Source organism: Vallitalea sediminicola, assembly GCF_054408565.1.
In genome coordinates, this window is the sequence record NZ_BTPT01000007.1 from 51311 (window position 1) to 63293 (window position 11983).

Genomic DNA, 11983 nt, shown 5'->3' on the forward strand with positions numbered 1-11983 from the left:
TAATAAAATTTGTTCTAATTTTGTACAAAGGAGAATTAAAATGATGAAGCAAAAGAAAAAGGCAACGTATGATAAACCATCCACTATAATAGGAAAAGATACGACATTAGAATCGTCCGTTCTAAAATCAAAAGAATCAGTAAAGATTCATGGTAATTTTTATGGAGATATGGAAGTTGAGGATAGTGTAGTAATCGGAGAAACTGGTTATATTAAAGGTAATATAGTATCTGATTTTTTGTTGGTAGCAGGTAAGATTGATGGAAATGTGAAGATTGCAGGTCAACTTCATTTGACTAAAACAGCAAAAATAACAGGAGATATCAATACGGTCAGTATTATAATTGATGAAGGTGCTCATATAGAAGGTAATTGTAGTATGTCAACTGTACAAAATAATGTAAAACAAATTGAGAATAATAAAGTTAAATCAATTGAAAATAATAAAGATAAATAATTAATTATGTTAATCAAAAATCAAATATGAATTTTTTTATGAGGATTATCTTAGTAGTTGCTTGGATGGTTCTTTTTTATTAGTATTTAATAATAATATTAAATTATTCAAAATTATTAACAAGGAGTTCATATTTTATTCAAATAAAATGAGTATAATCTATATATAGAATACGTGATTAACCAATTGGGGAAATTTACTGATAATAGTAAATACTATGATTATGGTTAATCTAATAATAAAATTTGGAGGAAAATATATGGACGAATTCAAAGGGTATAATGAGAACGGAAATGAAAATGAAATAACAGGTAGTTCGGATAACAGCAATAATGTAGAAGATAATAATTTTGGTGAGGTTGTAGAAACGACTATTATTAAAAGTCATACAAATAATGAAGATATTAATAATGACTTGTCTGTTGGTGAACATGATCAAACTTTTTCAAATCAATGCTTTCAAGAAAAAATCAAGAATGAGAAAAATAGTAGTGTAAAGAAAAGAGTTTTTACTTGGAAAAAAATGATTGCATGTGTTTTGGTAGCCGTTCTTCTTGGCGGGGCATTCCAATTAGGAATGGAAGTTACAAAACCTTTCTTTGACAAACATATTAGTCCAATGATATCTAAAAACGATGACCCGAATTTTATTTTTGAAGATACAAGCAACACAACGGTATTAAATGATGATAGTCTGAAGGAAGTAAGTAGTGATTATACTTCAATAATCAATGAAAAGTACGAATCACCAGTTGTGGCAATAGCAGAGAATATGAAACCTTCAATTGTTACAATAACTAGTGTTGTTCCAGCCAGAGATTGGTTTAACAATCAATATGAACAAGAAGGTACTGGTTCAGGTATAATATTTGGAGAGAATGAAGACGTCATATATATTGTGACTAATCAACATGTTATAGAGGGCGCTAAAAATGTTGTTATAACTTTCTTTAATTCTGAAAATATTAATGCAAAAGTTGTAGGCTACGATAGAGAGTATGATTTAGCGGTATTATCTGTATCTAAAAAAGATATTAATAAAGAATTAATGGACAGTATAAAAATAGCTAAACTTGGAGATTCAGATGAGATAAAAGTGGGAGGGCTAGCAGTTGCTATAGGAAATCCTCTTGGAAAACAATATAGTAATACTGTAACAGTAGGATATATTAGTGCTATTAATAGAACTCTAGAATCTACTGACAAGAGTTTACCACTTATTCAGACTGATGCAGCAATTAATCCAGGTAATAGTGGTGGAGCATTAGTTAATGCCCAGAGTGAGGTAATTGGTATTAATAGTTATAAACTAGCCTCTACAGATATAGAAGGTATGGGATTTGCTATACCAGTCAACGAAGCGAAACCTATCATTGAAGATATTGTCAATCAAAAAGATAGACCGGCATTAGGTATTAGAGGTAAAGATGTTACAGAAGAAGTTGCAGATTTCTATGGATTACCTATAGGAATTCTAGTAGGAGAAGTAACAGAAGGCAGTGGTGCAGAAAAAGCTGGACTTAGACCACAAGACATAATTTTTGAATTCGGTGGTGTGAAAATCTTTAATTTTGAAGATCTACAAAATGAAATTGAAAAATATGAAGTGGGAGATACTGTATCAGTGAAGGTGGCTAGAAAATCTAATGATGGTTTTGATAAAGTCGAATTGAATGTTAAATTAACTGATAGACAAAGTATTATGTAATTCATATTAGGACTGAAAAAATAAAAAACACAATAATGAAAAAGAGAGTGGAATTCAAAACTTCACTCTCTTTTTCGTATACAAATTTATAAAATCTAATTATAATTTCAAACAATTAACTTTAAACATATTTTCTGCTTATTATATGCAAAGAAAGTGTCCGCTAGAAAGTATTATTTTCTTTTGCGATCATAAAAATTGATACTATTTACGAAAACGATAATATACAATAAAAAAATGTTAAAATTTTACAAATTATTTATGTCTATTTATAAAACTAGTGTTAAATTTAAATTGAAAGATAACGCTATAAATGGCTAAAATAAAGCTTTTATGCAATTAAAAAATTTAAATGTATAATAATATTAAAAAAATGCAAAATTTATATAAATGAAGTAATATATAAATAATATTGACGAAAACGATAAAACGTGATATATTGTAAATGTATTAAAAAACTGCAATATGAAATTGATTATAAAAATATGATTGTATCTACAAAAATAAAATATTTGAGGAGGTATTAGGAATGTCACTTGAAAGAGTTAGCAATATTTTAAGGATGGCTGATGAAGTGAATACGGCAGTTATTTCATTAATATGTATAGATTATAATACAGTGTATTCAGCTATTACCGTTGCGGAAGAACTCCAGAAACCGATTATTATTATGTTGCTTCCTGAACATAATGAAAAAAATAATGTTTCAGGTGTTGCTGGATTTGTGGCTATGGTTAAAGAACTTGCAGAAAAAGTAAAAATACCAATTGGCCTGCATTTGGATCATTCCAGTGATTATGAATATATACTAAAAGCAATTAAATATGGATTTACTTCTGTTATGATTGATGGATCAATGTATCCACTGGAAAAGAATATTTCAATCTCTAAGAAAGTTGCGGAAACAGCGCATATTCTGGGGGCTGATGTAGAAGCTGAACTTGGACATGTAGGACTTGCACATGAAGGTGATGGCAATAGAGGAGACTTATATACAGACCCCAAAATAGCTGATAGATTTTGTAATGAAACAGGTGTTGATTACCTGACAGTCGCAATTGGAAGCGCTCATGGTGTTTATCTTGAAACTCCAAAGCTAGATATAAAGAGACTGGAAGAGATTAATGTATTAACGGATAAACCACTCGTACTTCATGGTGGTAGTGGAATTCCTCATGAGCAGTTGGAAGTAGCATTTACAAAGGGAATTAATAAATTTAATGTAGGAACAGAATATTTGGAGTGTTATTATGAAGCAATAAATAAATATGTGGATCATATGAAAGGTAATGACAAAGATCTTAAGATTTTAGATATGCCTAATTATATACAAGAGGAACTAATGGAATACCTCAGGAGAAAGATGGAACTATCAAAATTTTGATGCATTAGTAATAAATGGGGAAAAAAAATATTGAAGGAAAAAAGAAGTGGTGTAATTAGTAATGTGCAAATAAAGATGAGATAACATGCTAATAATAACTATTATCAACAATAAATACAAAGATACCCATATTAATATATAATTGAGATTTGCAAAGAGAGGTAAGTTTAGTGAATAAAATAGTATCTGTTGCAATAGATTTGGGAGCAAGCGGTGGAAAAACAGCAAAAGGATTTTTTGACGGCGAAAAAGTTATTATTTCAGATATTTACAATTTTGTTAATAAACCAATTGAAGTTCCTAATGCTCTGTACTGGGATGTATTTGGTCTATATAAAAATATACTGAAAGGTATTAAAACCTATGTGGCTAAAGGAAATGAAATTGAATCTGTAGCAGTTGATACTTGGGGAGCCAGTTATGGGCTTTTGGATAAAAGAGATTGCTTACTTGAACCTATTTATCATTACAGAGACAGAAGAACACAAAATTCACTGAAAGAAATATATAAAATTATCGATAAAAAAAGTATCTATGAGATGACAGGATGTCTATGTAATAGGACTTATACATTACCCCAGCTGTTCTCTTATCGTGAGCATGGATTAAAAGTTCTTGAATCTGCATCAAAAATGTTATTTCTACCAGATTTATTGGGCTATTTTCTTACTGGAGAGATTTCCACAGAAATGACTATTGCAGGAACATCAGCACTAATGAATACAAATCAGGAAGAATGGTGCTACGATATATTTGAAAAGCTATCTTTACCAAAAAACATTTTAACAAATATAGTTGATGCAGGAACGGTAAAAGGTACTTTGCGTAGAAATGTTACAGAAAGTACTGGAGCAGGAAGAGCAAAGCTTGTTGCAACGGTGGGTCATGATAGTGCATCAGGAGTAGTAGCTATTCCTGGATTTGGGAAAAATAAACTATATATAAGTATTGGTACGAATATCAGTATGGGAATAGAGAATGAAGGAAGTATTGTTACAAATGCGGCTTTTGAATGTGGATTTAAAAACACAGGTGGTATCGACAGAAGAAAAATTATTTACCGTGATTTTGCTGGTTTTTGGCTGGTTAATGAATTGAGAAGAGTATGGATAATGGAAGGGAAAGATTATTCTTTTGAGGATTTAATAAAAATGGGTGAAAATTCAAGATCTCAAAGAGTATATATTGATGTAGAAGAGCCGGAATTTAATAATGCTGATGGTGATATCAGAATTAAAATTAATAATTACCTGAAGAAAACAGGACAGAAATTTATTGAATTGGATGGGGAATTTGTGTTGTGTATACTTGAAAGTATTACTATGAAAATTAAGTATTATGCTGATTTATTGATAACGAAGCTACATATTCCTTATTTAGAAGTGTACGTCATTAATGGAGGTTCGAGAAATAGGTTACTGATGCAGATGATTAGTAATGCGTTAGAAACGGAAATTAGAGCAGGTATGCCATATGCAACACTTGCTGGGAATATACTTACACAGTTATATTCTTTGGGGAAAGTTAAGTCGGTAGATGAAATGAGGGAATTATCAAAGAAGTCATTTGCACTAGAATCCTTTGAACCGGATACATCTTTATGTTGGAAGGAGGAAATGCAAAAATTCCAAACAAATAAAAAATTAATGGAGGCAGAAAAGGGATGAATAAAATAAAAGAATTAGACTTTGAAGCAATCAGAGAAGTAATGGCTGTTAGTAAAAGATTAGATGAAAAAGGTATGGTGAATGCTTATGAAGGTAATATTTCAACAAAATCATCTAAAGATGGGTTGATTTATATTACACCAACTGGAAAAAATAAAGCTCTATATACAGAAGATATGATAGCTGTTGTAGATGAAAACAGCGAGTGGATAGGGGGTTCATGCAAGCCTACTTCAGAATTACCAATGCATTTTAATACATATAAAATGAGAGGTGGAAATAGTATTGGTGGTGTAGTTCATGCGCATCCTACCTTTTTAACAGCATACTCTTTATGCTTAAAAGAGGTGGAGACCAGAGCTTATCCCGAAATGATGGGCAACTTCAAAAAATTCCAGGTAGCTCCTTATGGAAGACCAGGTGAACCTGATATTTATGAAGCTGCAAAGCCTTATTTTGAAGCAGGACAAGACATTGTAATATTAGGAAATCACGGAGTATTGGTGGTTGGGGATACAGTAGAAGACGCTATGAATAAGCTAGAGGCAGCAGAATCAATTGCGATGACTCTTTACTATGCAAATCAAATTGGAAAACAACAGAATCTGAATCCAGCAGAATGTGAAATGTTCTTTAATAAGAATAATATCAAGCTTATTTAAAATGTAAGTAGTCAATACTACTTAACATATAAAATTATATAAGATTTTGAGGAGGATGAAGGTATGAAAATGAAAGTTAAGAAATTGGTTAGTGCTCTTATGGTAATGGTAATGGTATTTGGGTTTGCAGCGTGTGGTAGTTCTAAATCTAGCCAGGATTCAAAGGACAGTGCAACTTCAAAGACTTCTGAAGATTCAAAAAGTAGTGAAGCTAAGAAAGTTGTATCTATTTGGTCGTGGTCTCCATTGACAAGAACAATGGATAAAATGATTACTGCATTTGAAAAAGCACATCCGGATATCAAGATTGATTTTTCTTATTATAATTATGATCCAGAATATTTGTCAGCTTTGTCAGCGGCAGCAGCTTCAAATAGTTTACCTGATATTATTGCAACACAGCCTGGTTCTTTAACACAGCAGTATGCAGATTATCTAATTGATCTGACAGACAAGGCAAAAGACACATGGGGAGATGACTGGTCGTCAAATTTTGCTGATGTAGTATTGAATCAATTATATTTAGGAAATGCAGATGGAGATACCAAATTAAATCTCTTACCTATTGAAGCTCAGGTAATCAGTATTGAATATAACAAGACATTATTTGATTCTTTTGGACTTAGTGTACCTACAACATATGATGAATTAAAGAACATATGCGAAACATTATCTAAGGAAGGAATTGCTCCATTATTTCAAGGTGCTGCAAGTGACTGGCAGAACTTGAATATGTATTTAATGTTAGTATCTCAATATGGTACGGAACATTTTGATAAAGCACAGAACGGTGAAATAGCTTGGACGGATGAGGTATTCATATCAGCTATGGATACGTGGAAAAAGATGTTTGATGATGGAATTTTTCAGACTGGAGCTCTTTCGGCTTCTTGTTATTCAGATGGTACAACAGCCTTTACTGCAGGACAGGCTGGTATGATTGCCCTTGGTTCATGGTGGACACAGGAATTTACTGGCAAAGATGTAGCTAAAACTGTAGCGGATTGGGATTTCGATTATTTCTATTTGCCTGCTATGGTAGATGGATTAACAGCAAGTACACCAATTGGGGGTGTTGATTTTGGTATGGGTATTACAAAGAATTGTAAAAATGTAGATGCAGCATGGACAGTTTTACAATCTATGATAGCAGAAGATGGAATTCAGGCATGTGCAAATGATCTTAACAATCTTCCTGCATTTAAAGGAATTAATCCACAAGCGGCTAATCTACCTGATGACGTAGTAAGCCAGTTTAATAAATCATCAGAAGATTTGACTAAAGCTATGAATCAACGTGTAGCTAATCCAACTGTTGACCAAGCGCTGAAAGCAGCATTACAAGCAGTGGCAAGTGGAGAATCGAATTCAAATACAGCAATGCAGAATGTTCAGAAAGCTCAAGATGCATTAAAATAATGTAGTAACTATAATAATGTATAATACTAATGTGGGAGAATTAATAAAACTAATTCTCCCATATTAATAAAACAGGATATAATTCCATCATGATATGGCAGATTAACGGTCTAAAAGTATAGGAGGAGAGGGTAATGACTGGAATGAAGGAAAACATTAATAAAGTAAGGGTAAAAAGAAAATATAACATAGCTGGATATTTGTTTATTGCACCTGCTATAATATTCTTTATAGTATACATTCTTTATCCAATTCTATTTGTGGGATGGGGAAGTACATTTTCTTGGACGAATTTAAGAAATATGAATTTTGTGGGTTTGGATAATTTTATAGAAATAGTAAAAGATAGAAATATGTTTAAGATTATGCGTAATTCTTTTTTATGGATATTGATTACTGTACCGGTACAGGCCACAATAGGTTTCTTTTTAGCGTATATTATTGAAGAGCGATTGAATAAAGGAAAAGGATTTTACAGAACAATATTTTTTCTTCCGGTGGCCACATCTGTTGCGGTGGTAGCGATTATATGGGGGAAAATGTATCAACCTTATAACGGTTTATTTCAAACTTTTTTAGATAGTCTTGGGCTTCATATTACGGTAAATGTTTTAGGAAGCATTAAGGGGTCTATCTATGGTATTATTTTATCAAATATCTGGGAATGGACAGGATGGTCAATGATTATGTATGTTGCTGGAATTTCACAGATACCAGAAGACATGAAAGAAGCTGCCAAAATAGATGGAGCTACAAAATGGAAGGAAATAAAATATATATATCTGCCATCTCTTTCTTCTACACACAAGTCATTATTAATGCTTGGTATAATAGGTTCGCTTCAGACATTTGCATTGGTGTATACAATGACTAATGGTGGGCCAAATTATGCATCAGAAATGCCAGGGACATATATATTTAAAATGGGATTTACAACCCAGCAGATGGGATATGCTTCGGCACTTTCGATATTTTTCTTGTTGTTTGCATTAGCCTTAACTGTTTTTCAGATTAAGTTTTTAGGTTCAGGAGAGTTTATGAAGAGAGGGGAATCTCAATGAAGAAAAATATTGGTAAACTAGGATGGATAATAATATTGATAGTGATTATGTTAATCTTTATGATACCTCTTCTCTATATGATAAGTATGTCTTTCAGGACAGCTGATAATATGTATACAGCATCAATCTTTGTAAAGGGAATGACTGTGAATAATTATGTTAAGGTAATAGAGGAAAATCCCAGATTGGTCTATAATTTTTTTTCAAGTGTCTTTATTACAATATCAACAGTTGGATTAGTAACTGTATGCTCTGCAATGGCAGTTTTCGGTTTTTCAAGAAAGAATGTCCACGGGAAGGTTATCATTTACAATATGTTGTTGTGTACATTAATGGTGCCTATAAGTGGTCTTGTTATTCCTTTGACTCAGATTAATAGTAAATTAGGTTTGATTGATAATTATTTTGGATTGATACTGCCTTATGTTGCTTTGGGTATACCGTTTGCTATTACAATTCTTCAAGGATTTATGGTTGCAATTCCTAAGGAATTGGAGGAAGCTGCAACTGTGGATGGTTGTGGAATTATCCGATTGTTTATTCAGATAATATGTCCAATGTTAAAGCCAGGTATCGTGGTTATAGTTATTTGGCAGTTTTTAACGTCTTGGAATGAATTCTTCTTAGCGCTATGTACAATGACTGATAAAATGAAGCAGACACTTCCGTTGGTTGCACAGCAATATAATGGGGCATATTTTAGTCAACCAGGTGCATTATTTGCAGCTTTGACTATTGTTACAATACCTACATTAATATTCTATATTATAGTACAAAAGCAATTTGTAAAAGGATTGACCACCGGAGCAGTGAAAGGTTAAAGGAGAGTATTGGAATGGTCCTGTTGATGGGGATAGATATTGGAACCACAGCGTGTAAAGTAGCAGTATATGATGAAAATGCTAATGTAATAAGTATGTCACGAAAAGAATACAAGCTAAGTTACCCTAGGAGTGGCTGGGCTGAAATTGATCCAAATGAAATGTGGGAAGCGGTTAAGTTTTGTATTGGTGTGGTTGTGAAGCAGTGTAAAGAAAAAATTACTGCAATTTCAGTTTCAAGTCATGGAGAAGGGGTAATACCTCTTGACAGGATGGGCAATCCAGTTGGAGCTGAAATTGTTTCTTTTGATACAAGATCTATGAATGAAACGTATGAGTTAGAAAATAAATTTGGTAAAAAATATTTTTTTGATAAAGGTGGTCAGATTCTTGCTTCAACGGGGACAATTACTAAAATAATTTGGATTAAAAAACATTATGACCTTTTAAAAAAAACACCATATGCATATGTTTGTGCAGGTGATTATATTATAATGAGATTATCAGGACAGAGGATAATTGATTATTCTCTGGCGGCAAGAACAATGATGCTGGATATTCATAAAAAAGAGTGGAATCAAGAATTAATGGAGTATGTGGGATTGAAAGAAGAACAGTTATCTATCCCACTGCAAAGCGGTACTGTTGTCGGTACTGTAAGAAAAAAGATTGCTTTTGAAATTGGTTTAAATGCAGATGCGCTTATTGTAACGGGTGGACATGATCAGCCATGTGGGATGATTGGAGCAGGAGCCATACAAGAAGGAGAAGCAGCTTATTCATTAGGAACAACAGAAACATTAGTGTGTAGTATGAAAAATTTTGTTGGAAAACTTTATGAATATGGGTTGCCTTGTTATCCACATGTTTTAAAAAATCAGTATATAACGATTCCGGGAAATTTTACTGGCGGAAATCTCTTACAATGGTATAAGAATTTATTTGCATTTGAAGAGCAGGAGATTGCCAAGAAAGAAAATAAAAATGTTTACGATATTCTCATGGAGGAAATGACTAATCAGCCATCTGAAGTAATTGTATTACCGCATTTTACAACAACTGGGTCTCCATGGAATGACTCTATGAGCCGTGGGATGATAGTAGGACTTCAGTTAAGTACTACTAAAGGTGAGTATCTCAGAGCATTACAGGAAGGTGTTACATTAGAAATATTATTGAATCTTCAATTGCTTAAAAAGGCTGAAATCAAGGTAAAATGGCTTATCGCAGTAGGAGGAAGTACAAAATCAAAGAAACTAATGCAGTTAAAAACAGATGTACTGGGTGTTCCTATTCATATTCCTACAAATGTTGAAGCAGCCTGTAAAGGAGCAGCTTTCATGGCTGGATATGGAATTGGGATATTTAACAAGAGCTATAATAACTGGAGTAGAACTGGAGAAACAGATATTTGGTTGACACCATGCAGTGAAAAGCATAAACTATATTTAAATAAATTTAAGAAATATAAAAGGATGTATTCAATACAGAAAGAAATACTAAGGTAATGAGATAAGGAGGTAGTTTATGTCTTTTGACTCTATTGTGCAAAATCGTAAATATAACCAAAGAAACAAAATGTTAAGTATTATTAGGTTTCATGAGAATGTTTCCAGATATGATATCAAAAAATATACATCTTATAGTATGACAACAGTTCTAGGAATGATTGATGAATTAATCAATAAAGGATATATTTATGAGGAAGAATGTGAGGAAGCAAGAGTTGGAAGAAGACCGGTATGGCTTCGCATCAATCCAAAAGGTGGATATTTTATTGGAGTTGAATTTAATGGACGAAAACTTCACTGTGATATGCTGGATTTCTCTGGAAATGTAATTTATAAAGCAACAACAATTATGAATAGAGAAGATGATAATGACATTATTATTGATAAGATTGTTGACAACATTAACCGTGCACGAGAACAATTGGATGATGAACAAGACAAAGTATTAGGTGTTGGAATTGGAGTCCCCGGTTATGTAGATAAAAGGGAAGGTATAGCGAAAGGATATACGTATTTTAAAGATTGGGAAAATATTCCTATTAAAACAATAATGGAAAAACGTATTGGGCTACCCTGTTATATTGATAATAATGTTAACGTTATGGCATTTGCCTATAAGTGGTTATATTTTAACGGCGATTGTGAAGATTTTTTGTTCCTTTCTATTAGAACTGGTGTAAGAATGGTTCCGGTCATGAATAGCCACTTGATTTTTAGTACTTATGGATTTTCGGGGGAAATTGGACATATAAAGGTTGTTCCAAGCCATGAGATATGTACTTGTGGAGGTTTTGGTTGCCTGAATACAGAGGTTTCAGATTTTGCTGTTGCATCTAAAATACGGGAAGGAATACGGATTAGACGCTTTCAGGAAATACCTAATATGATTGATAACAATCTGGACAATATTACAGTTAGTACATTTGTAGACTCAGTAAGACAAGGTCATGAAGACTCTATTGCATTGATGAAAGAGGTAGCGATGTATCTTGGTATAGCACTAGGATTTACGGTAAATATATTGGCACCAAAAACAATTATTATATATGGAGAACTAGCTAAAATAGGGAAACCTTTCATTGATGAAGTAAGAAAAAATATAGAGGCAAATGTAATTAAACAGAATTTTGAAGGTTTTAGTATTCAGGCATCAAAGCAGGGAGAAGACCTTGGAGCAGTAGGAGCAGCAGCTTTAGTTATGCAGGAGCAATTTAATTTTATAAATCAAACCATCTGATTTGAGCTTATGAATGATTTGTTATAGGATATAAATGAAATTTTCGAGATTTTAGT

10 protein-coding genes are annotated in these 11983 nt (G+C 32.5%); all 10 read left to right on the top strand.

The genetic code is table 11. The features are described from left to right. Nucleotides 1-40 precede the first annotated feature (40 nt). The 10 genes from ACX6CF_RS02850 to ACX6CF_RS02895 all read left to right on the top strand — a co-directional run bounded on the left by ACX6CF_RS02850 (nucleotide 41) and on the right by ACX6CF_RS02895 (nucleotide 11927). A complete protein-coding gene (locus tag ACX6CF_RS02850; protein WP_458783783.1) occupies nucleotides 41-457 on the top strand; it encodes a bactofilin family protein in 417 nt (138 codons plus the stop codon). Between the two features lie 259 nt (nucleotides 458-716). Beyond that, complete coding sequence (locus ACX6CF_RS02855; RefSeq protein ID WP_458783784.1) at nucleotides 717-2165, top strand: S1C family serine protease; 1449 nt, start codon at nucleotides 717-719, stop codon at nucleotides 2163-2165. A 529-nt stretch (nucleotides 2166-2694) separates the two neighbouring features. After that, nucleotides 2695-3549, top strand: coding sequence for a class II fructose-bisphosphate aldolase (locus ACX6CF_RS02860; protein WP_458783785.1), 855 nt, complete (start codon nucleotides 2695-2697; stop codon nucleotides 3547-3549). Between the two features lie 170 nt (nucleotides 3550-3719). Next, nucleotides 3720-5216 (top strand): rhamnulokinase, encoded by a 1497-nt coding sequence (locus ACX6CF_RS02865; RefSeq protein WP_458783786.1) that lies wholly within the window; start codon nucleotides 3720-3722, stop codon nucleotides 5214-5216. Next, a complete protein-coding gene (locus ACX6CF_RS02870; protein ID WP_458783787.1) occupies nucleotides 5213-5878 on the top strand; it encodes a class II aldolase/adducin family protein in 666 nt (221 codons plus the stop codon). The genes ACX6CF_RS02865 and ACX6CF_RS02870 overlap by 4 nt, the downstream gene beginning before the upstream one ends. Before the next feature lie 63 nt (nucleotides 5879-5941). Next, nucleotides 5942-7297: an ABC transporter substrate-binding protein gene (locus ACX6CF_RS02875; RefSeq protein ID WP_458783788.1), complete on the top strand. Its 1356-nt coding sequence runs from the start codon at nucleotides 5942-5944 to the stop codon at nucleotides 7295-7297. 134 nt (nucleotides 7298-7431) lie between these two features. Further along, nucleotides 7432-8358 (top strand): carbohydrate ABC transporter permease, encoded by a 927-nt coding sequence (locus ACX6CF_RS02880; RefSeq protein WP_458783789.1) that lies wholly within the window; start codon nucleotides 7432-7434, stop codon nucleotides 8356-8358. Then, nucleotides 8355-9179: a carbohydrate ABC transporter permease gene (locus ACX6CF_RS02885; protein WP_458783790.1), complete on the top strand. Its 825-nt coding sequence runs from the start codon at nucleotides 8355-8357 to the stop codon at nucleotides 9177-9179. The genes ACX6CF_RS02880 and ACX6CF_RS02885 overlap by 4 nt, the downstream gene beginning before the upstream one ends. A 14-nt stretch (nucleotides 9180-9193) precedes the next feature. Further along, nucleotides 9194-10687, top strand: a complete 1494-nt coding sequence (locus ACX6CF_RS02890; protein WP_458783791.1) for an FGGY-family carbohydrate kinase — start codon at nucleotides 9194-9196, stop codon at nucleotides 10685-10687. A gap of 19 nt (nucleotides 10688-10706) precedes the next feature. Continuing rightward, nucleotides 10707-11927, top strand: a complete 1221-nt coding sequence (locus tag ACX6CF_RS02895) for an ROK family transcriptional regulator (protein ID WP_458783792.1) — start codon at nucleotides 10707-10709, stop codon at nucleotides 11925-11927. The last annotated feature ends 56 nt before the right edge of the window (nucleotides 11928-11983 follow it).

Excerpts from the sequence above, each read along its gene's own strand:
- ACX6CF_RS02870 (WP_458783787.1), top strand. The coding sequence starts at position 5,213 with ATGAATAAAATAAAAGAATTAGACTTTGAAGCAATCAGAGAAGTAATG.
- ACX6CF_RS02860 (WP_458783785.1), top strand. The coding sequence starts at position 2,695 with ATGTCACTTGAAAGAGTTAGCAATATTTTAAGGATGGCTGATGAAGTG.
- ACX6CF_RS02890 (WP_458783791.1), top strand. The coding sequence starts at position 9,194 with ATGGTCCTGTTGATGGGGATAGATATTGGAACCACAGCGTGTAAAGTA.
- ACX6CF_RS02855 (WP_458783784.1), top strand. The coding sequence starts at position 717 with ATGGACGAATTCAAAGGGTATAATGAGAACGGAAATGAAAATGAAATA.
- ACX6CF_RS02885 (WP_458783790.1), top strand. The coding sequence starts at position 8,355 with ATGAAGAAAAATATTGGTAAACTAGGATGGATAATAATATTGATAGTG.
- ACX6CF_RS02875 (WP_458783788.1), top strand. The coding sequence starts at position 5,942 with ATGAAAATGAAAGTTAAGAAATTGGTTAGTGCTCTTATGGTAATGGTA.
- ACX6CF_RS02895 (WP_458783792.1), top strand. The coding sequence starts at position 10,707 with ATGTCTTTTGACTCTATTGTGCAAAATCGTAAATATAACCAAAGAAAC.
- ACX6CF_RS02850 (WP_458783783.1), top strand. The coding sequence starts at position 41 with ATGATGAAGCAAAAGAAAAAGGCAACGTATGATAAACCATCCACTATA.
- ACX6CF_RS02880 (WP_458783789.1), top strand. The coding sequence starts at position 7,432 with ATGACTGGAATGAAGGAAAACATTAATAAAGTAAGGGTAAAAAGAAAA.